Below are 24,976 nucleotides of genomic sequence, written 5' to 3' on the forward strand. Positions count from 1 at the left end.
ATTAAGCCTGTATCACAAAGCGCAGCGCCGGATCGCTGGCACTATCGCTGGCAAGAAAAACCTTCTCGAAGCTGGCGATTTTGACGACTTTGCCGTTATTGCGCTCAGCCAGCACACCAACTGGATTGGTCGAGACATTGTAGAGCTGGCAGTGTTTAGGGTTGAAAGCAACTTGCAATACTTGAAGCTGGGCTTTGGCAAGCGCTTCGATTTGGGCTAGCTCTAAATCCTGCTCTGGAGCCAAATCATCGAGATAGGCCATAATTGCCCGTCGCACTTCATAGCAAATTTGGCGGCGTTGGCTATCGCTGGTCGTGGGCGCAACCGTCAACTCAAGTTTGCCAGTTAATTCGACGCGCTCGCTATAGATCAGCAGGTTAGCCAACACAGGCCGTTCAATAATACTGACCTGAATCGCACTATCTTCGGGGCGTTCGTTGCTTTGAAAGGGCTTTGCCAACATGCGCAAGCTAAAATCTTTGCGATGATAGAGCCGAATTTTCTTCTCGATTTCGCTAGCTTGGATGGCTGAGCCAAGCGTCAAACCAGCAATATATTCTTGAATTGCGCCTTCGATTTTGCGACGTTTCTCGTCGCGCTCCAAGCCTGGCTCAACTAATTTAATAAAGATTAAAATTGGCAAATCCTTTGGCTCAGCCGCTACTCGAATGCTAGCAGCGTTGAAAAGCTCGGAAATGGCGCTTTCCAAACGCTTATCTTGGGGCGTGTGTTTGGTGCGTTGCAATAAAATTGGCTGGGGATTGCTAATCGTCAATTTAGTTTGGTTGATCACCAATTCTTCCCACAAGGCGGCACTGGTTGCTAGTTCGCCGCTGCGTCCAGCCAACATCGCCTGCACTTGAAGCTCAATCATCGCTTGGTTGGGAGCAAAACTTGCAGGATTGGTTGCCAAAAAGCGTTGATTATCTAGCGTGCGCAATTCACATGGCAACTCGATCAATAAGGTTTGGCTCAAATTAGTGCTACGAGTCAACTGCACAAGGCCTTGGGCTTTGCTTTCGGCCTCACGATAAAGCTGCAATTCCAAATTAATCAGATCGTTTACGCCTTTGACTTGCAAAATTTCGCTGGTAATTTGCGAGAAAAGCAAGGGCTGGCCCATACCCAAACGGCCAAAGTAGGCCTCAACTGCTTCGCGCACTTGGGTTTCAAGCAGGCCTTTTTCAGCATTCGCAATCTGCTCGTTCGCTGCAATATGAATCACTGCATCAACATTAATCGGTGCTGCTGGCTTAAGCACCACATAAATCCCGGCGGCCCGCACCTCATCCAAACGTTGACGCAATTGGCGCTCGTTATGCTCGTTCATGCCATCAACAAAGACTTCGATCGAGCCTGGGCGGCCTTCAGGATTATTATGAAAATCTTCGTGAATCCGCACTTCGCGGACTTCGGGCAAACTCAACAAGGCATTTTCAATCGATAAACTTGAGGCGCGGCCTGAAGCCAGCAAGGTTTGTTTGGCACGCTCACGCAATTCTTGATCGGTTTCGCGCTCACGCCCACGAAAGCCAATTGCTTTAGGATTGGTCACCGATTTGATGCCAGGCAATGGGCGGGGCATCACGATCACCGTTTGCTCAGCGGTAGTCATGTGTTTGCCGCGCTCTTCGGCCCGTACATGCACCTCAACCGTGGCTGTACCTGGGGCAATTCGCCCCTCTTCAGTTGTGATATAGGCCTTTTTGGAGGGCGTTTGTTTGGGATCTTCCTTGGTGGTAATCAGCGTGCCAATTGGAATCAAGGTTTCTTCGCTGGTGCTATCGCGTTGAAAGGTAACACTACCTGTTGCAAAATCTGGCTCGTTGCGCTTGATGCCTAAAATCGCCACCACCCGATCAAGTTGTGCCCCCTCAGCGGTATCGATAAAGCCAGCCTGATAAACCAGATCCATCTGCTCATACAGCACGGCTAGCTCATAGGCAAACGATTCAAACAGCGAACGAACTACGCTGCCTTCTTCAAAATCGGAGAGCCGTGGCAAGCGCTGGCGCGAATCGGCAACCATGCTGGCATAAATATCATTAAATTGTTTTTTATGAATCGTCACGCTAGCCCTCCAAGGCTACTGCTATATTCACCACCAACGGCTCCGATTGATCGATTGGCCGCACCACGACCTGCAATTCGAGGGTTGAGCGTTGATCCGAGCGCGGCATAATTGGCGCGATTGTGACCGAAACAACCTCACTAATGCGGCGTTCGAAGCCCAAACTTTCGCGCACATAAAACTCAGCCCGCAGATGAGTGCGGCGGCTTTGTGGCTCGCCAACCAGCAAATACAAGCGTGAGCCATAATCGGGATGCCCAAGCAAGCTCAATTCGCCTTGGCGGGTCAAGAGCCGATTAACAATTGCCTGCGCCAAATTAGCCCGACCGCTAACCAAGGCCAAATCGCTGCGCTCAGCCATCAAATCAACTGCAATTCGATCAGACGATTGCATACCAAGGCTGCGCCAGGTTAGTTGTAAATCAGTTTCAAGAGATTCGGCCATTGCACACCTCGCTTAATCGCCAATCATGACAGTTCCAACCGCCACCACCACACCTTTAACCTTGGCTTCGTCGCAGGTCGTCGCTTGATCGCCTGCGCGAATCGCTGACTTGCCATTGATTTTGACGGTTTGGCTGCCACCTTCCAAGGTTGCTTGATTGTTCGGTGAATTGATAAAACTCAGGTTGGGCGGCGTTGGGATGTGGGCTGGCGTATTCATTGCCTTCGAGCCAGCCACCGCCGCAGGCTGCCCGCCAATCTTGACATCGCTGCTTAGTTGATCGTTGATCATGCCGACAAATGGATGCGGCACTTGAACTGGTGGCGGCGGCGGCCCACCTGGCGGTTGCACAGTATGCATACAACTTCCAGTCACTTGATCGCCTTTTTTGGCAGCTGGCTTGCCCATACCATCTCCTTAGTTCAAATCGATCGTGCTACCTTTGATCTTAATCGCGCCGCTAGCCTGTAGATCCAAGGTTGAATCGGATTTAAGTTCAATTGCATTGGCTTGGACGGTTAGTTTGCCAGTTTCAGCAATTAAACTGAGATCTTTGTTGGAGCTAAGGCTAATTTTCTCACCCGCAAGATCAATCACCAAGCTAAATTTCTCGTTGCTGATGGCGATTTTCTCATCTTCAAGCGTAATCGTGTTCTCGCCATTTTTGCTGGTCAAGATAATTTTGCCTTCGCTATCCAGCAGCAAACTGCCACCTTCGGCGATGCTATGTTGCAGCAAAAACTCCTTGGGATTATTGGCCGGCGGACGATCTTCATCGTTATAGACCCGCCCCATAATGATTGGCGCATTAATATCGCCGCCAATAAACGAGAGCACCACCAAATCGCCAACATTGGGAATACAGGCTAAACCAAGGTAGGGCGTGGCAACTGGCACTTTGCGTAATTCAAACGGGCTGCCATCGGGCAAACTATAATTGCGTAATTGCACCGAGCATTGATAATTATCGTTATCGCCCTCGTCGGCATGGGAAAAAACTGCCGTTACAACCCCCAACTCGCTGGTATGGATACGCTGAGTGCTGCGTTCGGCAACCCGCTGAATAATCTGCAATAGCTCTTCCATTAACGCTGCTCCCAGCTAATTTCGCTGACAAAGCCTTGATAGCGATTGAGTTTATGGCTGACGCTCAGAATTTTGGCGCTCAGATTATGGCTAGCATCAGGCATTTGCTGAAACTGAATCGCATCGCCCAAAGCCAGCTCGGCCATCCCCAGCACTTGGGCTTTGCCAGCCAGGGTAGCGGCGTAGGCTTGAAAACGATGCTCGGCAATTTGACGCGCTTGATCTTGGCTCCGCGCAGTAGCATCGCTAATCCGCCAAACATTGCCTGAGCTTTTTCCAGCGCTGCCTTTGACCACTTTCTTGGTTAGCCATGAACTGGCCTCGTCACTTTGGCCTTGGCCAGCTGGACTAGTGCCATGAATTTCGAGGCCATCGATGCTTGCTTGAACTGGGCTGGCTGAAAATTGCAAAAGCTGCTGGGCATACTGTGCTTGATGGGTGGTTTTAGCGGCGTAGGCTTTGAAATGCACAGCATCTTCAACATCGCTATACCAATCGACTCCACAGCGTTGCGCCAAAGCGTGGAGATGTTGCCACAGGCTTTGATTGACTGAACATAAATAGCTGCTGAAGGTCAAGCCATCGTCAACTGTGCCAAGCTTGAGTTTGGCTCGACCAAGCAAATCTTTGGCGATTGCTCCGCCTGAACGCTGCTCGTAGAGCGCGTTGAGATGCATCTTGGTCAGCAATTGAGCGCTACTATAAGCCTCGACCGTGATCGTGTGCAGATTAGCTTGGCAGCTTGCAACGCAGCCCGTAAAGACTCGTTGCAAGCTGTCAGCATCGCCTAAATCAACGCTCACAGGATCGCCAAGTTTGGCATTCAGGCCGCTTTTGCTCGCAAAAACCAGGCTACAGCGGTTGATTGGCGAGCGCAACGAGCCATAACTCGCACAACTCACCAACCAATCGGCTTGATCGGCGCTAAAACTGCTAGAACCAATTGTGATCCGATACTTCACCAACACAGCGCTACCCTGCTAAACGCTCATCAAGCGTGTTCAACAATTGACCATAGGCATCGCTCAAACGATCAAGGCCTTTTTCCAAATCGCCATCAAGCCCAGCCAATTTGATATCGATGACGTTGAATAAGCCTTCGATATCAAAGGTTTTATGCAATAGTTGCTTGATTTTATTGAATTCATCGTCCAAGGGGCGACGAATCAATTGATCAGGCAGGCCTTTGATTTTATCGATGATGATTTTGTAGATCACATCAAGCCGCTTGACGGTTTCTTCGGGATAGAGATGGGCAATTTCTTCGACAATAAATGGATGCAGCGATTGCAAACTCATGCCCAGATCGCTGGGATACGAGGCTTCAAACAACACCCGATTGAGCCGAATCAGGCGATTTTGGTTGGTTGGGGTGCGCGAAAGCTCATACCATGCCCGCCCAAGTTGGCCCTTCAAAGCCAAGTAGCGGTAGAGTTGTTGCATTTCGCTGGCGCTACGGGTTTCGGCTGGCTTGGCTTCGATCAGGCCAATCGCGCTGCTCAATTGCTGCGTCACCAGATCAACTGTGGCTTGGGTGCTAATCGTCGCATCGCGCAGGGTATCGTTGATCGCCTGCAATACGTTGGTGGCATTGACTTCGCTCAAACTACCAGCCGCTTGGTTTTGCAATAATTCCAAGGCTGCGGCGGTAAGTTTGGTTTGTACCAAAGCCGCCAAGCGATCGCCGCTGGGATTCCGAATGCGCAATGCCAGCGTCATTAAACCTTGGCCTGCAAAATCGCTGGCACTAACCGAGTTGAGTAGCCACATTGGGCTAAATGCTTCAACACTGCGCTTAACCGTTTCATAGGTGGTTTTGATCACGCTAATCAGCGAGGTGCGAATCGTTTCAATCAAGGCCAGAATATCGGTAATCACCTGTTTGATACTGAGACCTAGCGTATCCAACACATTCGCTACTGCTGCATCGATCTGAGCTGGCAGCTTGGTAACTGTGGTTAAAATCTTTTGGATCGCAGTAATCGCATCTTTGAAAGGTTGCAACTGAACTTTGACATCAGTGACGAATTTGCGCACTGGGTCGCCAAATTGGCGCTTGAACATGGCCGCAACCACATTTTGCAACACACTTTCGTTGAGCGCGATAATCCGGCTTTCTTCGGCTTTGATCACTGGCTTGTAAACCCCAATACAGCTATTCAAGGCTGTTTTGGTCGAGCCAGTCACTTGGCCAAGCGTCGTGCTCAAGGCAGTCAACGGCGCTAAATCCAAATCGCGCAGCATCAAGCCTGTGCCTGTTGAAAGATCGTAGGTTTGCATCAAGGTACGGCGACGAACTTGCAAACCTTCAATTTCAGCGGCAGCAGCGGCAATCGTTTGACTCAAGGTCGTTGCGGCAGCATCCAAATTGGTCGAGGTTACCCCAAGCTCAAGTTGAAAAGCCTCACGGGTTTTGGCTATTTCATCGGCGACACTTGGGAAGGTCAAGGTTGCAGCATTCGCCCGCAACGACACTTCGATTGAATCCATCGCCGCTGAAACTTCATCGAGATAATCGCCGCCCAGCACTTTTTTGAGCATTGTCCAAAATTCAGCATCAGCCAAATCTTGCAAGCCGGTTTTGGCGAGCAGTTTCTCCAGCGATACCGCCGATTTTATCGTGCTGAGCAACGAATCAATTTCGTAATCGCGAATATTGGTTAATTCTTTGGAGGCTGCATTGATCGCTTTGTTGATCAGTTGGTTGAGTGACTCAGGCGAAAGCGTCTCGACCAAGCTATACAATTGATCATACAAGCGCTGCAGTTCATTCAAAATAATCTCAGGATCAAGTTTGGCGACCAGTTTAGCCAGCTCGGCATTAGCATCCTTGAGCGGAGCCAACAATTCCGAAGGCTTGAACTCTTCCAAGGTTTTGATCACCAGTTGATAGGGCGCTGAGTTGAGAATCGCATCGGTGGCGATTGTGCCAGGATTAAACTCATCGATCATGCGCTCAATCACTAATACCTGATTTTTGAGCAAATTGACCAACTCTTGCAAAGGTTCGCGAATTTGGCGGAACGCATCGAGCAATTCAGGCTTGACGATCTCATCAACTTTAACGGCTTCGATCACTTTTGCGCCAACTTTGAGCGCAGTTTTTTGCGGCGTGCCCATACTAGCAACATCAATCGCCCGTACATTGCCCTCTAATTTGGTGGTTTGCTCGATCACCAAATCAAAGACTGGCTTGAGCGAGGCATCGCCGATTTTGGTTTTGAAATCTTCGATGCCTTGACGAGCTTTGTTTAGGGCATCTTGCACATCAGGTCGATTGAGCACTTCGCTGATTTTGCCCAGCAATTGGCGAATTTGCTGCTCCAAGGTGTTGAAGGTTTGGGTCAATTTGGCATCAACGTTATCTTGCACATTTTTGACCGCAGCATCGAGTTTGAGTTTCAATTCCTCGATGCGTACAAAAAATTGTTCGATCACGCTGCTGATGCGGTTACAGCCATCTTTAATTTGGCGCACCACTGGCCCAACATCAACCTGGCTGAGAAAGGCTTCGATCTCAGCGGTAACATTGGTAATTTGGGTTTGCAGGCCATTCAACACACCGCTGACGCTTTGAATGTTGGTTTCAATTGCGGTTGAAACATTGCGGGCAGCCTCTTCGGCCTTTTTCGCGGCGGCCTCAAGATATTTGACAATATCGTTGGCCATATCGGTTAATTCTTTAATTGGGCTGGTGATTGCGCCCAAAACCTGACCAGTTCGCGCCGTGAGTTGGTCGAAATAGGCTTGCAAAAACACATCGTCGGCAGCGCCAAAATCGAGCACTTGAGTCAAGGCCTGTTGCAATTGCGCCACATCTTTGGCCAGCATGCGTTGCAACGTTTTGTCGGATTGCTGAATCTGGCTCAAGCCCGAAAGCAAGGTGCTGCGCCCCAACTTTTGAAAAGCATCGATATCTTGGCTTTTTTCGAGCGCATCGAGCGCTTGTTGATACGATTTAAGGTAGCCACTGCTGAGCAAGCTGTTGGTTGCGGTCAGGCTATGCAAGGGCAAATTATGCCGTAGCGTGCGCAGTTGCACCACGTAAATTTCAGCCAAGGCCTCGGTGGTCAGCTCAGTCATTTTGGCCGGATCAGTCAAGGTATTCTTGAATGATTCGACAATTTTCAAGAGCATGCCCAAAATTCGCATGGGCGTTGAAGCACCAGCATCGGCCAATTTGCGCAACGGTGCGGTAAAGCTATCGACATCTAGCCAAGGCAGATCGGGTGTAGTAGTTGGCGTATCAACCTGCACCGGAATCACTGCATTGGTGATTTTGCCCATTGTGCCGTTGACATCGAAGGTTGGCGCAGGCAAGTTAATCGGCAGCGGCTTGCTGGTCACATCGCCAATCAAGGCATTGCGATTAACCCCGCCAAGTTGATCAAGCGGGGCATTGATGCGGCCAGTAAAGCCTTCTTTGGTCAAGCCTTGGGGCATGACTGGTAAACTGACGGCAGGGCTAGTGCCATCAGGCGTGGCCGCCGCCAGATCATCTTTAATTGCTCCAGCGTTGATCTCGCGCATGCCATCGGCACCAACGGCGCTGGGGGTAAATTTCCCATCGAGCAGGCTGGTTAATTGGCCTTTGCCCGGTAATTCATTCAACAACGATTGCATACATCTCCCCGTAACACACTAGCCCAACAGGCTGCGCAGCGCTCCCAGCGAATCGCTCAGACTGCTGGCGGCTTCACGCACCGGATCTAGCGCGGTTTTCAATGGTTCAACTGGATTGGTGATTTCTGGCAGCGAGCCAAATGCTAAGGCATCGGGCAGGCTGGCAAGTGTGGTCAATTGGACAGCTTGGGTTTTGATGCTGGCGTTCACTTGGGCCGCCGCGACCTTACTTTTACTTGACGCTGCATATTCGACAATCTGCAACCGATAGCTATATTGATCAGGCTCGTAGGCTTGTTGGGTCACTTGAAATTGATCAAGCGTGACTTTGGCAACATAGCCTTGGCCAACAATATCGGCGATAAACTCGACTGGCTCTTGTTTCAGATAAATGCCGCGCAATTGCTCCAACATGGTTTGGGCTTCGGCTCCATAACAGATGCCTTCAATTTGCAAACAAACCGAGTGTCGTCCAAGCTGTTGGCTCACATCACCAGCCATACCTGGCACATGGTGATAGACCGCCGCCCGTTGTTCGAGCGTTTGGATGCGATGCACCCGTTGTAAGGCAATCCCTGCTAGCTCAAGCGCCATGGCTCCGCTCCTGATTAATCGCTATAAAAACGCAAATATTCGCGTTGCAAGGCTTGGGTCAAGGCTGCCAAAACGTCGTCCACCAGTTGCTCACGCTGAATTTCAGTAGCTTGATTGGGAGTTTGCGAAGCAACCGCTTGCTGGATCGCTTCAATCGGCGGTGGTTGGTCGCTTGGCGTTTGGGTCGGATTGGCAATTGTCAGCTGGTTTGGTGGCGAGGCTGGAGTAGCTGGCAATTCCAAGGCTGGCTTAGTTGGATGAATGTTTGGCGCTGGAATGTTGTAGTGGGTTGCGCTGGCCGCTGCTTGGTTGCCAAGCGCTGGCGTAATCCATGTCCTCTGAGCGTTGGCGATTTCAGCCAGATTAAAGTTTCTAAGCGTCGCCTCAGGTTGGTCAGCAGCCTGATTTGGGCTATTTGGTTGATTGAAGCTTTGAGTTGTTGCCGCCTGCTGCCAAGCTGAGGCCGTACTGTTACTTGTAGCTTGCCCACCTGATTGGCTTGGCAACGACGGCTGAACTGGCTCGACGCTTTGGTTAGCTACAGCTTGTGGCAGCGCTTGACTAGGCAAAGCTGGCTCAAACGCCTGAGGTTGAGCAACCTCAGCCAACCAGGCCGTTTCAGCGTGGTCCGCGCCCTGCCACAACTGGGCAAAATCGGCTAGCCCTTTGATTGGGCTGGTTTGGATTGGCAATGTTTGGTTGGTGATCGGCGCAAGCGCTGGGCTTGATGGTTGGGTGGCTGCTTGCTGTACTACTAGGTTTGGCGCAACATCCAAGTTGGTACTGCTAGGTACAACCTCAGGCAAACCACGATCGAGTTGGTTGGTTGCAGCGTGATCGGCCAGCCCTGCTTGCAACGGCACAACTTTGCGCAATGGCGCGGCAGCCAACACCTGCCGAGTGCCATGCAGCTCAGGCCGAACCACAACTTTTGTGGCTTGGGTTTGGCTGGACATGGCTGAAACTGGCGGCTGAAACAGATCGGATGACGGCCTAGCAGGCATATTATTTTCAACCAACGCAGGTTGCCAAGCAGCCAGATTGGTTGGTTCAGGCTCAGCAACCTGGGTCTGGTTGCGCGGTTGACCAACAATTAATTGCGGAACCAGACCGCTGCTCAAACCATCAGCCCAAGCACTGAGTTGTTGCAATTGGGCCGCCAAGGCCAGCTCAGTTTGCCAATCGTCAGCCAAAATGCTGGCAGGTTGCTCGCTTGGCAACCAGCTCGTTAAGCCATCCAGCCAAGCGCTAAAATCGGCCTGAATCGCCGTGCCAAGAGTTATTAAGCTTGATTCGGGCTTATTCACTGCCAACATCCTCGGCTAATAATTGCAAATACAGCGTAATTTGAGCCATAGTCAAGGCCTGCACTTCCTGCGGTGTCCAGCCAAAGGCCTTAGCAAGCCGATAGCTAGCCTGCAATAATGGTGCTTGCTGCAACTCAATTAATGGCTTTTTTTTTCAGTCATACCGCTAATTTCGCGAATATGCGCGATCAAAAAATCGACCATGCCCAAGTGCATGCGCTTGACTTGCTCCAAACTCAGGCTTGGCTCAACCAAGGCCTCTTTGATCAGCAGCAGCGGAATCAGGCTGGAATCCTGTTTGGCGGCTCGCATAATCAATTGAAATGTGCCAATCGTGATTGGTTGGAGTTGCACCACCAATTCACGAGCGGTTGCAGTGGCCTGACCAGGCTGAACAATTTCGGCTGGAATCGTCACGGCATAGCGTGCTTGAGCGCCAGCAAGCAATTCATCGGCGGTTAGGTGGTTGTCGCTCATGCAAGCTCATTCCTCTAGGCGCTGGTTTCGGCGCTGCTCATACGCAAGGCTTTGAAGGTCACCGTTTCCATCACGAAATCGTCTTCGGGCAAGCGAAAACTCCATGTATCAAACTTGACCCCAAAGATCGTGAGCGTGCTGCTATTGTCGGGCGAAGCCGGATTGACCAAATTGATCACGATATTAAAGGATGGTTGGGCAATGGCTCCGGTTGGCGGGGGACTTTTCGAGCCATCGCCAAGCAACAAGCGAATCAGTGCCCCATTGATATGCGCCCGTTCAGCAGTGCCCGCAATAGTGATATTGCCCGGACGCAGCTCAGTGGCAAAACGCCGACCAATCTCGTGGTAAGGCCGAATATCGTTTTGCACCACAATTTGCACATTTTGCAACCGCCCGACCACGCTTGAGAGCGCATATTCGCCAATCAAGGCATCGGCCAAACCACCTTCGGCAGTGCTGCTATCATCAACCGCCAGCACCAACGACGCATCTGAGCCACGAAAAACATTGACATTTGGCATGAGTTTGCTCCTAACCCAAATACATCGTTACTAAGATGAAATCGATACTGAAGGTTGGTTGCAACGTGAGCGACACTTGCACTTCGCCAGCAATTTGCTGAGCGCGAGTGGCTGAAACATCCAACGAATAGCCAACCAAGGCCTCATCTTCGACCATACGGGTCAAAAAGGCATCAAGCGTCGCTTTCATTGCGCCGCGTACTCGGTCGTTATTCAGTTTGCCGATGTAGGGATTACAAGCTGAGCGCACGCCATAAATTGCATAATCAACGATACGGCGGGTGGTAATTTGATGCCAAGCCGAGTTGGTGGCGGTGGTAATGCCTTTGACCACCCGCCAGCCTTCGCGTTTTTCGACCACGAGCACCCGTTTTTGCACCAATTGTTCAAGTTGCGAGGCGCTAAAGTTGGTGGTCAAACCTTCAATTGCCACAGTTTTGTTGGTTGGGCTGGATTGCACTGGTAAGGCGGCGATCAAGCCAGCCACCGCAGCGGCCAAATAACTACCAGGCAAGGAAACTTGACTGACGGTTTGGGTCGCTGGATCGCTGACTGAGCTTTTGATCCCAGGTGCGACGAAAATTAAGCGATCGCTGGCATAGCTATGACCAGAGATTTTAGCGATATCATCGCCAAGCGCACTACCGATCAAGCCGATGCGTTCGCGTTTGATGCCTGCGGTGGTGGTGAGGTGCGCGATTAAAGCATTGGCCATGCCCACATTTGAGCTATCTTGACCAGCCAATAACACCAAATTAACGATTTCATTTTCCAATTCAGCGAGGGCAGTTTTATAATTATCAACTGTTACGCCTTCGCTGCGCACTGCATAGACCGTTTTGCCGCCGTTGTTATAAATCTGTTCCAAGGCCCGAATGAGGGTTAACTCGTTTTTTGTGCCGCCTTGCCAAGCATCGCTGACTCCGAAAATCGCCTTCGCTTCGCTGAAACTGCCCAAAATTTGCACTTGATTGATTGGACCACTTGCTGCCGTGCCAACAATGCCAATATAGCCCGAGGCGATGCGCCCTGCGCTAATCAGCCCCTCATCACGCACCGTGATGTAGGTGCCTGGCAAAATCACTTCAGCCATAATACCTCCCTAAACAATACGCACACCAAAGAAGCATTTACAGCATTACGTTGCCATAAACGAATTTGAACTCTTTTGAGCGATCGGGTGGAAAGTAGGAGTAGGTTGTGGAATTGCTGCTACTATAGCATAGGCCAAAAGTCAGCGTCAACGGATTTTTCGGGTGATTTTGGCTTTAACAATTCCAATTGCTCACACACATTGCACAAAGAGCATGCAAATCATGGCTTCTGACAGATGCAGGGTTTAGTCAAAACACGAATGAGGGTAGTAGAACGCGGGTTGAGTATTTGATCCACGAAGAGCACGAAGGACACGAAGGACACGATATCCAAATCTCAGCTTCGTGCTCTTCGTGTCCTTCGTGGATCAACCTATTAAGACCGCATCCATTCGCTGGGAACGCGCACGGCCAAGACCGTACCAGTTGCACACAGCTGATCGGCGGCGTTAAGCGTGCAGGTTACCAAGGTTTTGCGCTCGTTTTGCACCTCGAAGCGGGCACGCAACTCCAAGCTTGGGCCAAGCGGTGTTGGTTTGTGGTAGGCAATTTCAAGCTTACCAGTCACATACCAAATTGGAGTGGGGCTGCTTAGCGCAACCCCAGCCTGTTGAGCCGCCAAGGCCATGGCGCTAATAATCGCGTGGCAATCGATTAATGCGCCGATGATGCCGCCATTAACCACATGGGTTGGCGAGGCACAATGCCATGGCTGTGGTTGCCAATGACAAATCGCCTCAGCCCCATCCCAATAGCTTTTGATTTGCAAGCCATGAGGATTATCCTTGCCACAGCCCCAACAATGATTGCCCTGCAATTGATCTTGAAAGGCTGGTTGCGTCGTTGAAACCATCAATGCTGCTCCTTGAAGCAAATTTTATTTGCTATAGCCGTGAGGATGTTGTTGATGCCAAGCCCAAGCACTTTCGATGATACTCTCAATTGTGGCATAGCGTGGCTCCCAGCCCAACTCGCGGCGAATCGTTTCCGATGAAGCAACCAAGGTCGCCGGATCGCCAGCGCGGCGCGGCGCAACCACCGCTGGAATCGCATGGCCAGTCACATTGCGCACTGCTTGGATAACTTCTTTGACGCTGAAACCACCACCATTGCCTAAATTGTAGCGACGGCTGGCTCCGCCATTGAGCAAGGCTTGCAAGGTCAGAATATGCGCCGAGGCCAAATCGCTCACATGCACATAGTCGCGCACACACGAGCCATCGGGGGTTGGATAATCGTCGCCGAAGATCGCAATCGATTCGCGCTGGCCCAAGGCAACTTGCAAAACCAACGGAATCAAGTGGGTTTCAGGGTCGTGATGTTCGCCAATCGTCGGCGTACAACCACAGGCATTGAAATAGCGCAGCGCACCATAGCGAATGCCATGCACGCGTTCATACCAATAGAGCGCCCGCTCCATCCACGATTTCATCTCACCATAAGGCGAGCCTGGCACAATTCGCTCGTTTTCGTCGATTGGCATTTTAGCGGGGTCGTCGAAGAGGTTGGCGGTTGATGAGAGAATAAAAGCCTTCACGCCATGTTCAGCGGCAACCGTCAGCAAATTAATCCCCGCCACCACGCTATCGCGCAGATAATATTCAGGGTGCTGCATCGACTCGCCAACCAAGGTATGCGAAGCAAAATTTAAAATCCCATCGAAAGGGCCATGAGCTTCAAAAGCACTGCGAATTTCAGCAATATTATTCAGATCGCCCAAGACAAAGGTCGCAGCGGCGGGAACCGCTTGGCGATGGCCTTGGCGCAAATTATCAAAGATTACAACGTCGTAGCCAGCATCTAGCAATGCGGCACTGGTTACGCTGCCAATATAGCCAGCGCCACCGGAGACCAAAATACGCATACAAACTCCTTTTTACACGGCAAGATCGTCGTGTAGCATCGAATTCGCTGGCTATTGTAGCCGAATCAGCTTAATTGTGGGTGAGAAGTCTGATCACGTGAGAACACAAAAGCCAACATCGCGAAACACCGATCCATAACAATCATATCGTTTAAAAATACTTTATAAATCAGCAAATATGTTCTATACTAGACACGTTCGTATTAAGGAGGATTGAATGAATCAAGCAACACAATGGACAGACGGGGCCATCAGCGCAATCACCCTATTTGTGCCTGATAGCACGATGCAGCAAACCAGCCAGTTTTATCAACAGGTTTTTGGCTTGCCAATGGTATTTAGCGACGAGCATTCGATGGTTTTTCAATTTGGCTCAACGTTAATCAACCTACTCACTGAGAGCGCGGCGGTTGAATTGTTAGCCCCGATGGCCGTACCCAAAAACGATTCACGAGCGTTGTATACGATCACGGTTGCCAATACCGATCAAATATATGCTGAACTCCGTAGCCGTGGGGTAGAATTCCTGAATGGGCCGATCGATCGGGCATGGGGTGTGCGCACCGCCAGTTTTGCCGACCCCGCTGGCCACCTCTGGGAAATTGCTCAGCAGTTGTAAGCAACAAAAGCAACCAGTTATGCTTCTGAGCAACTGGTTGCTTTATGATTAAGCCCTCGCGTTCCAATCAACCTTGGCAGCAATCATACGCCAAGAATGATAAACCATCACGCACCAATCAGCTGGTATAATTCCACTATTAACTAAGTTGTCAGGGTTGCGGTGGGTGCAATCAGCACGCTGGTTATTGGTCATCCCTCAGGCCAATTAATTGACATTTAGCACCAACCTGTTATCATGATATCGTTTCCGGTATCGTTTCCAGAGATTTTCCTTTAAATATTGAGGTATTGCTGTGCGTTCAAAACAATCGACAGTCACGATTCACGATGTAGCCAAAGCGGCAGGCGTTTCGGTAAGCACAGCCTCGCGAGTGCTTAATAATAAAGATGATGTATCGCCTGAAACCTATAAAAAAGTTCGGCAGGTGATCGACGACTTGAATTACACTGCTAGCTTGGCCGCCAAAAGTATGCGCAGCCGTACTACCAACGTCATTGGCTTATTGGTTCCTGAATTGATCGAAGTCTATTATCATGAAGTGATCAAAGGTGTTGGTGCAGCAATTGAAAATTCGGGCTACGATTTATTGATTTATACCAGCGGCAGCCCGACCCGCAACAAACGAGCCTCGTGGGAGCGTGAGCATGTGGCCTTATTGAGCAGTGGCTTAACCGATGGCTGTATTATCGTCTCGCCCTCAGCCCCAACCTTCCAAGAAAACGCCAAAATCGTGGTGATCGACCCGCATGGAGCAGGAGCCGAAGTGCCTTCCGTCGTGGCCACCAACCATGAAGGGGCCATTCAAGCCGTCGATTATTTGGTGAGCCTTGGCCATCGCCGAATTGGCTTTGTGCAAGGCCATCCCTCGGCGTGGAGTGCGCTGCAACGCTTCGAAGGCTACAAAGATGGTTTGGCAAAGGCCGGCATTAGCTTCGAAGCAGCCTTGGTGTGTGAAGGTGATTTTACCTCGGCCTGCGGCAAAAACGCTACCTATCGCCTGATGAACCAGCCCAATCCACCAACCGCAATCTTTGCCGCCAACGATCGCACAGCGATTGGCGTGCTTGAAGCAGCCAAGGAACTCAGCCTCAATGTGCCGCAAGATCTCTCGGTGATTGGCTTCGATAATATTCCTGAAACCATGCAAACCACGCCCCGTCTAACCACGATCGATCAATCGATTCGTGAAATGGGATCATTGGGAGTCCAGCTATTAATTGATATGTTACAAAATCGTGAATCAAGCCAATTATTGCACACCGTGCCAACCCGCTTGGTCATTCGCGATTCCTGTTGGATGCTTAAACAATAACAAGCGAGGCCGAATAGGCTTCGATCTCGCTTAAATGCGCTGCGATACAAACCTCCGCTTTACAGCATCTAGGCCAAATTTAGCCCACGACGGCGCAGTTGTTCGACCACCGCTGCTAGCAATTTCAGCGGTTGCAGCCCGCCAACAAACAATATTTCATCATCAAATAACGCTAGCGGGTAAGGCCATGCTTCCTCAGCAAAGTAGGTAATTCGCTCGGCATGCTGGTGCAGCACTACAGGATCATCGAGATCATAATAGATCACCTGAACTTGATCACCGACCAAGCGAGCTAATGAGAGTGCCACCGTATTTGCGACCTTCAACGAAGGCATGCGCGGGCCTCAGCCATAGCCACAGGTGGCATCACTTGAGCGCCCAAAAATTTCTAGCCGATACTTCATTCCGGTATGTTACACTCCTACAACAGAGCTTAAAGCATAGCATAAACCGATAATTAGCGCTTGGAGTGTAGTATGGAAGATCGTTCAGTCGAGTTGAGTGCCGCTGATTTAATTGATGAACTTTTTCATGTGCTGCGTGATGTTGCCACCGCATCACAGGGAATGCATTACGTCCTTTATTGTTCTTTGAATACCAATCCACTATCGCCGGATCAAGAGGCGATATTCAGCTTACTCAACTCGTATGACCGGAAATTAGCAGCCTATGCCGCATTCGTTGATCAATGGCGAAGGGCGCAAATAGCGGCTAAGAATAAGCTTGATTAAGCACCTTTTCCGTGAGAACAAAGCATCAAAATCAATCAGCAAGCACTACCATCAGCTCAATATGCTATGATTATCGGCAACCATTAGGTGGTATTGGTGGAGAATTCAGAATGTTGGCCGCCGATTTACTGAATATTTCAGCGCTCCGAGCTGAGGCCGGCCAGCGAGTAGTACAAGCGGGCGAGGCGTATTATCGAGCAGGTCAGGTTGAAATGCTTGACCTTGATCACGATCAGGCACTCTTTGCTGTCCATGGTAGCCAAGAAAACCCGTACACCGTCACAATTATCAGTGATCAACATTGGTTAATTTCTGATTGCACATGCCCTTATGCAGCCAAAGGCGTGATTTGTAAGCATGTCGTTGCAGCCGCGCTCTACCTCTATGATCAGCTTGTAGCGCATCCACCTAGTATTTGGCGCTCGATTTTTGCCAATATTCAACCGCCTACCCGCCGCCGTCAAAACAGCATGCTGTTGATATTTAGCTTGATAGAGCGCGGGGCTAGTTGGACACTCGTACCCTATACGTTCGCTGAGCGTGTGATTCCACAGCCAGTGATGCATGATCCTGTTGCGCTACACAAGCACTTAAATACCTCAGCTATGCTCAAACATGCCAAAATTCCCCATACCCAACTTCAGCCTCAGCAATTTCCCCATAGCCCAGAAGCAGCGTTAACCTTGGCAAACATGATCGTAGCTTTTTCGCAAAACTATTTCTATGGCATAACCCTTCAGTTGCCAATAATACTCAACGCCTTAGTTCAACTTTTGCCCGATGCCGCTATCTTTTGCGGCGATGATCTGCACCCATTTCAACGAACACTGCAAGTAGCCGTAAATCGTGGGCAAATTCAACTCCATGGCACTGCCACAACCGATGGAATGACGCTCACGCCAATGCTGCGCTTCGGCGAAACAAGCACCAACCTCGATACAGACGAGGTGAGGATTCTACTCTTTAATGCTGAATGGGCTATCTATCGCGATTGGCTCGTGCGCTATGATGATCCTGGTAATATACTTAGCTTATTTCGCCGCCATAACCATCTCAATATTCCGGCGGCTGACCACACTGAATTTATCGAGCAGTATCTCGTGCCGCTAGCGGAGCACACCGCACTTAGTGGCGATCTACCGCACCAAGAATTGGTTGTGGCAGATCCTCAGCCACGCTTGTATTTGAGCGACCATGAATCGACCTTGCGAGCTGAGTTACGTTTTGGCTATGCTGACCATGAATTGGTCTATGACCTCCAGTTGCCAGCAGAAACCATCCGCTATAGTCACGAGCATGCGACAATTCTGCGCATCCAGCGGCAACCAAGCATCGAGGAGCAATGCTGGGGTGAGTTGATGCGTCATGGGCTTAAACGTGGACAGCAACCAAGCGTTGCAACTTTGCGCAGTGGAACAACGAGCGCTACATTTTTGCTCAACCATGTGCCCAAACTAGCGGCCATGAATTTCACAATTTATGGAGAGGAATCATTGCTTGGTGCGCGAGTTAACCGTCACACGCCCAGCATCACCTTGCGGGTTTCATCGGGAATCGATTGGTTTGACCTTGAGGCCGTTGTCCGTTTTGGCGAAACCGAGCTTGAGCTGGCTGAGCTACGGCGGGCAATTCGCAAGCGTAAACGCTATGTAAAGTTGGCTGATGGAACACTTGGGGCAATTCCTGAGCTATGGCTAGAGCGCTATCGTCATCTCTTTACGCTTGGTGAAATGCATGCAGAAACGCTACGGTTTGCTCCGACACAAATTACCTTGTTGGATGGACTGCTACATAACACTGATCAGGTTGATCCGACCTTCAAACAGCGCCTCCAAGGCCTAAAAACTATCAATGGAATCGCACCACAGCCACTTCCCTCAGGCTTCGCTGGAGTGTTGCGTTCTTATCAAAAAGCGGGCTACGATTGGCTTCACTTCCTCTATAAGTATGGATTTGGCGGGTGCTTGGCCGATGATATGGGCACTGGCAAAACAATTCAGACACTCGCCTTTCTCCAGTCGTTGAAAGCTCGTGGTCAAGCGTCTGCTAGCAGTCTAATCGTCATGCCACGCTCATTAATCTTCAACTGGCAACGTGAAATCGCCCGCTGGACTCCCGATTTGCAAGTGCTGGTTCATACCGATCAAGGCCGACCTGACACCGTCGCAGCCTTTAGCGATTACGATCTCGTGCTTACAACCTATGGAACGCTGTTGCGCGATATCGATCTATTTGCTACCTATCAGTTTCACTGTCTTGTGCTCGATGAGGCCCAAGCGATTAAAAACCCATCCTCGCAAACTGCGCGAGCCGCCCGCGCCCTGCATGCCGACCATCGCCTTACGTTAACAGGTACGCCCGTTGAAAACTCAATCTTAGAGTTATGGTCACAGTTTGCCTTTCTCAACCCAAGCATGCTTGGCAGCCTTGAGCATTTTCGTAGCGAATTTGCCACCCCAATCGAGCGCGACGGCGATCAGCAAACGGCGCAGTTGCTCCGCCGAATGGTCAATCCCTTTATCCTGCGGCGCACCAAAGACCAAGTTGCCCCTGAATTGCCGCCCCGCAATGAACGGCTCATGTATTGTGATATGGAGCCAGCTCAACAAAAGCTCTATCAGCGTTATCGCGACCAATATCGCGCCATGTTGCTATCATTGATCGATGATCAAGGGATCAATGATAGTCGGATTAAAGTTCTGGAGGGTTTACTCCGACTCCGCCAGATTTGCAACCACCCACAACTAGTTGAAGCAACATTTCGAGGGCACTCCGCCAAATTTGATCAGTTACTGGAAACCCTTGAGGTTCTTCATGCCGAAGGTCACAAAGCCCTGATTTTCTCGCAATTCGTTCAGATGTTGACGCTGCTGTGGAAAGAACTTGATCGACGAAACCTGAGCTATGCCTATCTTGATGGTAAAACAAACAATCGAGCTGCGGTCGTGGATCGTTTCCAAACCGACCCACAAATTCATTTCTTCCTGATCAGCCTTAAAGCTGGCGGAGTTGGCCTGAATCTCACCGCAGCCGACTATGTAATTCACATCGACCCATGGTGGAACCCTGCCGTCGAACAGCAAGCAACGGATCGCACCCATCGGATCGGTCAAGATAAGCCTGTTTTTATCTATAAATTAATCGTGCGCAATAGTGTTGAAGAAAAGATTTTGCAACTGCAAGAACGGAAACGCGCCTTGGCAAACAATATCATTACCAGCGAACAAGGAATCGTCAAATCACTGACCCGCGAAGATGTGGTAGATCTCTTCTCCTAAATCACATACAGGTCTCAATCAGCATTCTTAGATCATTGGTCTATGAGTTCATTCGTTCCATAACTAAAGAATCCTTACAAGGGATTAAAACCGCCGTCGATACCATGTCACCAGCTCCTCTTCGGGTTCCATAACTAAAGAATCCTTACAAGGGATTAAAACGGGGTTATCAACGTAGTTGGGGTTGCTGAAGGGTTGGTTCCATAGATAAAGAATCTCTACAGCGGGCTTTCGCACGATGGCGGTGGTAGTGGAATGTGACTAGCGCTAGTATGGTTGTCCATCCTCTGGCTTTTGGTTCTCAACAAACCTAGTTATGAGGATGGACAAACCCTAATTAGGCTGTTTGAGCTAAAATCGCCTGTGCTTCAGCCACAGTCAATACTCGCCCATGGCCAGCTAATGGCCCGATTCCGGTCGAGAATAAACGCCCGCCATCGATCAAATTACCTAAATCCATGGCGGTTGCCCCCAATGCTTCAATCAATCCAATCACAACGCGCTTAGCCGCTTGATCGTTGCCCGCCACAAATAAGGCTTTGGGGGTTGGCGGCTCACTCAAATGGGCCAAATCAGCAAATGGCTGATGATTGAAGGCTTTAACGAAACGAGCTTGCGGCAATAATTCAGCCACAATTTCACTTGAGCCACGTCCATCTAAATCGTAAAAATCGCTTGGATTCGGTCCAAAACGGTTATTGATTACGTCAATAACAATCCCATTGTAATCAGCCAATGGCTCTAAGGCAGTGGGAATATGCTGCCAACGCACGACCAAGATGATCAGTTCGGTCTGTTGCAACGCGGCTGGTTCAACCGCCATAACCTGCGGGCCAAGTTGCTCAACCAGCATTTGCAGCGAGGCTGGGCCACGCGAGTTGGCTAGCAATACTTGATGCCCACGCTCAACCAACAATTCGCAAAACATTTGGCCAACCCGCCCAGCCCCTAAAACACCAATTAACATTGTTGCCTCCAGCCAAACACAATTACTGCAACAACTATAGCGTGGCCTGTAACACAATCGATCACCACATAGATGGAGTATGAGCCTGTCCATTGGCACAGGTTTGGTTTCAATAAGGAGTGGTCAGGGGGCTAGGGGACTAGGGATCAGAAGGCCATGCAGCGCAATACCTACAACCAAATCGCTCATTCCGCTAACCAAATATGCAACTTCGTGCGCTTCGTGGTTAAAACACGTTATTCGTATTCTTTACTGAAACTATTGTCCCAAAAAATATAGAGCTTAAAATCAACACTAACTGGGATTAATCTACCAATTCAAACATGCTATATTGAGCCATTCAACGATTTGAGGAGAAATTTAATGAGTAACCAACCCAATTACCAATCGCCAACGCCACCCAATAATCAACCAAATTATGCTCAGCCATACGACCCAAATCTCTATCAAGGCCAATATCCACCACAAACACTTTATGGCCAAAATCCCTATCAAGCTCAATATCAGCCGATCAATTATCCTTATCAGGTGCCCAATTCGATCCAAGCTAATGCAAAAATAGATCGACAGCGCTCCAATATTGCATTCGTTGTATGCATCGTGACGTTTATACTTGGAGGGGTTTTCTACAGTCGTAATCCACAGAACAGCGATGCAATCTTGTCTGGTTTTTTTTGGCTCTTTAGTAGCATTGCATGGGTCACTGCATGGTGTTTTTCAACCAAAAGCAAGGGCTATTCTGTATGGCTCGGTCTATTATCACTATTAGGATTATTAGGGATGTTGATATTAATGGTTATTCCAAATCGTAACAAGCTAAAATATTAAACCGTTGCGCTGCCTGAGTTTCAAGCAGCGCACTCATTTTCGTTAAATTTAGGCCTCTGCCGCAGCCAAGGCTGGATACAGTGGTTGCAAGGCGGGATAAATCGCGCGATAGGTTGCATACAACTCGGCATAGCGGGCTTGATCAGCACTCGGCTCAGTGGGATCACTCAAGCGCACGGTTGCCGCAACCGCTTGATCGACATCGCGATACCAGCCAGCCCCAACCGCTGCCAGCAATGCTGCGCCATAGGCCGCACCCTCGGTCGTACTCACGCCAACCAATGGCGCTCCTAGCACATCAGCCAAAATTTGCCGCCACAAGCGGTTGCGTGTGCCACCACCCGAAGCCCGAATCGCGCCAATGGTACCGATTCCAGCTTGGCTCATTAGTTCAAGGCTATCACGTAAACCAAAGGCCACGCCTTCGAGCACCGAGCGCGTAAGATGGGCCTGCGTATGCCGCACGGTTAGGCCAATAAAGCCACCGCGAGCTAAGGGATCAGGGTGCGGCGTGCGTTCGCCAGTCAGATAAGGCGCAAAAAATAAGCCAGCACTGCCAACTGCCACAGCTTCGGCAGGCTCCAGCAATTGGTCATAGCTCAGTTGTGGGGCGAAGGTATCGTGATACCAGCGCAAGCTGCCCGCCGCACTCAACATCACGCCCATCAAATGCCAACGCCCAGGCACAGCATGGCAAAAAGCATGCAAGCGGCCTTGTGGCTCGATAATTGGGCTAGCCGTCGCCCCAAAAACCACGCCCGATGTACCAAGGCTCAGGGCAATGCTACCAGCCGCAACCACACCTGTGCCAACCGCATTGGCCGCTTGATCACCGCCACCGCCAACCACTGGAATGCCCGCTACCAAGCCCAAAGCCGCTGCGGCCTCAGCATGCAATTGGCCTGTGATGGCTGGGCCTTCAAATAATTGCGGTAGCCATGCCAGATCGATCTCAAGGGCTTGAGCTACTTCCGCCGACCATTGACGACTGCGTACATCCAGCAAGAGCGTGCCAGCACTATCAGAGACATCGCTGGCAAATTCGCCAGTCAGACAATAGCGCACATAATCTTTGGGCAGCAGAATATGGGCAATTTGGGCATAAATTTCTGGCTCGTGCTGTTGAACCCACAAAATTTTCGGCGCAGTAAAGCCGGTTAATGCCCGATTACCCGTTAATTCGATCAGGCGTTGTTCACCTAGTCGCGCGGTAATTTGCTCGCACTGTTCAGCAGTCCGCTGATCGTTCCAAAGCAAGGCTGGACGCAACACCTCGCCCGCTTGATCAAGCAAAACTAAGCCATGCATCTGGCCAGCCAAGCCAATTGCCATAATCTCGTTGGCGGCCACACCTGCTTTTGCCAACACTTCTTGGGTACTTTCGCGGCAAGCCTGCCACCATAAATGCGGCGATTGCTCGCTCCATAATGGATGTGGCGTAGCATAATCGTAGCTCGCCTGGCCAATCGCCACCACCGTTCCTTGCTGATCGATCAACAGTGCCTTGGTTGCCGTCGTCGAAATATCATAACCAAGTACATATGCCATGATGGTGCTCCAATAAAATAAACCACGAAGAAACCAACCGAGGCAACTTCGTGGCCTTCGTGTTCTTCGTGGTTAAAAGCTTAACGAACACCCATCAATAATTCAAATGTCAATTGATCAAGCTTTTCGTAGCCCAAACCGCGTGCACCCAGCCCCGTCCGATCAAATTCATGCGCCTTGAGCGCGGCAACTCGTTCTGGCGAATAGCTACCAGCCAACGCCGCCACTGCTGGCTCAACTGTTTTCAATTCGGCCAACAAACCTTGAATTTCAGCATCAGCGTTGAAGCGGCGGGCTTTTTCGGCCAAAATCAGATAGCTGCGAATACAGCCACGGGCAAAATCTTTGACCCCTTGCAAATCTTCTGAGCGGTAGGCATGGGCATCGAAGTGGCGTGGGCCATCATAGCCAACATCTTCGAGCAACTTGACCAAGAAGAAATTTTGCTTGTAGTTATGCGCTGCAAAGCGGAAATCTTGATCATAGCGACCACTGGCTTGATCGTTGAGGTCGATGTGGAAAAGTTTGCCAGCATCAAGCGCTTGGGCCACAGCATGGGCAAAATTTAAGCCCGCCATGGTTTCGTGGGCTACTTCAGGGTTAACCCCAACCATTGCTGAATGATCGAGGGTTTCGATAAAGCCCAACATGGCTCCGGTGGTGGGCAAAAAGATGTCGCCGCGTGGTTCGTTGGGCTTCGCTTCCAAGGCAAAGCGATAGTTATAGCCTTGGGCCAAGCTATATTCACACAAAAAGTTGAGCGCCTCGCGAAACCACTTCAAGCCTTCAAGCGGATTTTTGGCGGCATCGCTTTCGCTGCCTTCGCGACCACCCCAAAATACATAGGTCGTGGCCCCAAATTCGGCTCCCAAATCCATCGCGGCCATGGTTTTTTGCAGCGCATAGGCGCGTACTGCTGGATCATTGCTGGTAAACGCGCCATCTTTAAAAGCTGGATGACTGAATAAGTTGGTAGTTGCCATTGGCACAACGAGACCGGTTTCAGCTAAAGCGCCACGAAAGGCCTTGATAATTGAGTCGCGTTCGCTGGGAGTTGCATCAATTGGAATTAAATCGTTATCGTGGAAGTTTACGCCCCAAGCGCCAACTTCTGCCAGTAAATGGACAATCTCAGGAGGACTCAGCGGCTTACGAACTGGCTCGCCAAAGGGATCACGGCCAACATTGCCGACCGTCCAAAGGCCAAACGTAAATTTGTGGGCAGGCTGTGCGTCGTACATAAATGGTACCTCCTTGTACTATGGAGTTGATCGTTCACTGATCAGATTTTCTGTAAGCGCTTGCAGAAAATTTACCAATATTTTCACATTTTTGGCGCTGATTTAGCCCAAAACGCTGGATTGAGGTTGTAATTCTGAGCAAAAATTGTGTAAACGCTTACAAAGCATAATCTAGATCAAGCAGTCTGGTTTGTCAAGTAAAACGACCAGAGTTCCCTCACCCCTAGCCCTCTCCCACTGCGGCGGGCGAGGGGAGTTCCAATGCTCATGATGGGATGGCTCCCCCACGCCTGCTGGGCATGCCAATCGGTAGTGAATCCTAGGTCGCTTTTGCTGCTTTTGGCTTGGCGTTTGCGGCTATAAT

At 50.2% G+C, this 24,976-nt stretch carries 23 protein-coding genes; 5 read left to right on the forward strand and 18 right to left on the reverse strand.

The genetic code is table 11. The features are described 5' to 3' along the window. Window position 1: 1 nt before the first annotated feature. The 14 genes from DEF47_RS20775 to galE form a co-directional block, all read right to left on the reverse strand. Window positions 2-2,071 (reverse strand): baseplate J/gp47 family protein, encoded by a 2,070-nt coding sequence (locus tag DEF47_RS20775; RefSeq protein WP_012189332.1) that lies wholly within the window; start codon window positions 2,069-2,071, stop codon window positions 2-4. Window position 2,072: 1 nt separating this feature from the next. Beyond that, window positions 2,073-2,516 (reverse strand): GPW/gp25 family protein, encoded by a 444-nt coding sequence (locus DEF47_RS20780; protein ID WP_012189331.1) that lies wholly within the window; start codon window positions 2,514-2,516, stop codon window positions 2,073-2,075. Window positions 2,517-2,528: 12 nt separating this feature from the next. Then, window positions 2,529-2,924 (reverse strand): PAAR domain-containing protein, encoded by a 396-nt coding sequence (locus tag DEF47_RS20785; protein WP_012189330.1) that lies wholly within the window; start codon window positions 2,922-2,924, stop codon window positions 2,529-2,531. A 9-nt stretch (window positions 2,925-2,933) separates the two neighbouring features. Beyond that, entirely contained in the window at window positions 2,934-3,602 is a 669-nt protein-coding gene (locus tag DEF47_RS20790; RefSeq protein WP_012189329.1) for a phage baseplate assembly protein V, read from the reverse strand. Then, window positions 3,602-4,570 (reverse strand): contractile injection system protein, VgrG/Pvc8 family, encoded by a 969-nt coding sequence (locus DEF47_RS20795; RefSeq protein ID WP_012189328.1) that lies wholly within the window; start codon window positions 4,568-4,570, stop codon window positions 3,602-3,604. The genes DEF47_RS20790 and DEF47_RS20795 overlap by 1 nt, the downstream gene beginning before the upstream one ends. A gap of 4 nt (window positions 4,571-4,574) precedes the next feature. Continuing rightward, window positions 4,575-8,225, reverse strand: a complete 3,651-nt coding sequence (locus tag DEF47_RS20800; protein ID WP_012189327.1) for a coiled-coil domain-containing protein — start codon at window positions 8,223-8,225, stop codon at window positions 4,575-4,577. A gap of 18 nt (window positions 8,226-8,243) precedes the next feature. Continuing rightward, window positions 8,244-8,819 carry a hypothetical protein gene (locus DEF47_RS20805; protein WP_012189326.1) on the reverse strand — a complete coding sequence of 192 codons (576 nt, stop codon included), beginning with the start codon at window positions 8,817-8,819 and terminating at the stop codon, window positions 8,244-8,246. Between the two features lie 14 nt (window positions 8,820-8,833). Further along, window positions 8,834-10,126, reverse strand: a complete 1,293-nt coding sequence (locus DEF47_RS20810) for a hypothetical protein (RefSeq protein ID WP_012189325.1) — start codon at window positions 10,124-10,126, stop codon at window positions 8,834-8,836. Beyond that, window positions 10,119-10,259: a hypothetical protein gene (locus DEF47_RS20815; RefSeq protein ID WP_012189324.1), complete on the reverse strand. Its 141-nt coding sequence runs from the start codon at window positions 10,257-10,259 to the stop codon at window positions 10,119-10,121. The genes DEF47_RS20810 and DEF47_RS20815 overlap by 8 nt, the downstream gene beginning before the upstream one ends. 5 nt (window positions 10,260-10,264) lie before the next feature. Then, a complete protein-coding gene (locus tag DEF47_RS20820) occupies window positions 10,265-10,603 on the reverse strand; it encodes a hypothetical protein (RefSeq protein ID WP_012189323.1) in 339 nt (112 codons plus the stop codon). Window positions 10,604-10,617: 14 nt separating this feature from the next. Further along, window positions 10,618-11,127, reverse strand: coding sequence for a hypothetical protein (locus DEF47_RS20825; protein WP_012189322.1), 510 nt, complete (start codon window positions 11,125-11,127; stop codon window positions 10,618-10,620). Between the two features lie 10 nt (window positions 11,128-11,137). Next, the gene (locus tag DEF47_RS20830) at window positions 11,138-12,220 is read right to left on the reverse strand and encodes a phage tail sheath C-terminal domain-containing protein (RefSeq protein ID WP_012189321.1); all 1,083 of its coding nucleotides are present in this window, start codon (window positions 12,218-12,220) and stop codon (window positions 11,138-11,140) included. Window positions 12,221-12,597: 377 nt separating this feature from the next. Beyond that, window positions 12,598-13,074 (reverse strand): PaaI family thioesterase, encoded by a 477-nt coding sequence (locus DEF47_RS20835; RefSeq protein ID WP_012189320.1) that lies wholly within the window; start codon window positions 13,072-13,074, stop codon window positions 12,598-12,600. Window positions 13,075-13,098: 24 nt separating this feature from the next. Then, window positions 13,099-14,085: a UDP-glucose 4-epimerase GalE gene (gene galE / locus DEF47_RS20840; RefSeq protein WP_012189319.1), complete on the reverse strand. Its 987-nt coding sequence runs from the start codon at window positions 14,083-14,085 to the stop codon at window positions 13,099-13,101. A 217-nt stretch (window positions 14,086-14,302) separates the two neighbouring features. Between galE and DEF47_RS20845 the strand changes: the two genes are divergently transcribed. Together DEF47_RS20845 and DEF47_RS20850 are read left to right on the forward strand one after the other, a co-directional pair. After that, the gene (locus DEF47_RS20845; protein ID WP_012189318.1) at window positions 14,303-14,704 is read left to right on the forward strand and encodes a VOC family protein; all 402 of its coding nucleotides are present in this window, start codon (window positions 14,303-14,305) and stop codon (window positions 14,702-14,704) included. Between the two features lie 295 nt (window positions 14,705-14,999). Next, on the forward strand, window positions 15,000-16,019 hold the full coding sequence (locus DEF47_RS20850; RefSeq protein WP_012189317.1) for a LacI family DNA-binding transcriptional regulator: 1,020 nt from the start codon (window positions 15,000-15,002) through the stop codon (window positions 16,017-16,019). A 68-nt stretch (window positions 16,020-16,087) separates the two neighbouring features. Here DEF47_RS20850 and DEF47_RS20855 read toward each other — a convergent pair whose 3' ends face one another. After that, window positions 16,088-16,354: a hypothetical protein gene (locus tag DEF47_RS20855; RefSeq protein ID WP_012189316.1), complete on the reverse strand. Its 267-nt coding sequence runs from the start codon at window positions 16,352-16,354 to the stop codon at window positions 16,088-16,090. Window positions 16,355-16,495: 141 nt separating this feature from the next. On the opposite strand from DEF47_RS20855, the gene DEF47_RS20860 reads away from it, so the two are divergent. Then, entirely contained in the window at window positions 16,496-16,750 is a 255-nt protein-coding gene (locus DEF47_RS20860) for a hypothetical protein (protein WP_012189315.1), read from the forward strand. A 110-nt stretch (window positions 16,751-16,860) separates the two neighbouring features. After that, window positions 16,861-20,028: a DEAD/DEAH box helicase gene (locus DEF47_RS20865; RefSeq protein WP_012189314.1), complete on the forward strand. Its 3,168-nt coding sequence runs from the start codon at window positions 16,861-16,863 to the stop codon at window positions 20,026-20,028. 337 nt (window positions 20,029-20,365) lie between these two features. Here the strand turns inward: DEF47_RS20865 and DEF47_RS20870 are convergent, their stop codons facing one another. Beyond that, window positions 20,366-20,995, reverse strand: coding sequence for an NADPH-dependent F420 reductase (locus DEF47_RS20870; RefSeq protein WP_012189313.1), 630 nt, complete (start codon window positions 20,993-20,995; stop codon window positions 20,366-20,368). A 363-nt stretch (window positions 20,996-21,358) separates the two neighbouring features. Here DEF47_RS20870 and DEF47_RS20875 point away from each other — a divergent pair, with 363 nt between their 5' ends. Continuing rightward, window positions 21,359-21,823 (forward strand): hypothetical protein, encoded by a 465-nt coding sequence (locus tag DEF47_RS20875; RefSeq protein WP_012189312.1) that lies wholly within the window; start codon window positions 21,359-21,361, stop codon window positions 21,821-21,823. A 48-nt stretch (window positions 21,824-21,871) separates the two neighbouring features. On the opposite strand, the gene xylB is transcribed toward DEF47_RS20875, so the two are convergent. Continuing rightward, on the reverse strand, window positions 21,872-23,371 hold the full coding sequence (xylB, locus tag DEF47_RS20880; protein WP_012189311.1) for a xylulokinase: 1,500 nt from the start codon (window positions 23,369-23,371) through the stop codon (window positions 21,872-21,874). Between the two features lie 80 nt (window positions 23,372-23,451). Beyond that, entirely contained in the window at window positions 23,452-24,612 is a 1,161-nt protein-coding gene (gene xylA, locus DEF47_RS20885) for a xylose isomerase (RefSeq protein WP_012189310.1), read from the reverse strand. Window positions 24,613-24,976: the final 364 nt, after the last annotated feature.

This window comes from Herpetosiphon sp. (genome assembly GCF_003512625.1).
GTDB lineage: Bacteria > Chloroflexota > Chloroflexia > Chloroflexales > Herpetosiphonaceae > Herpetosiphon > Herpetosiphon aurantiacus.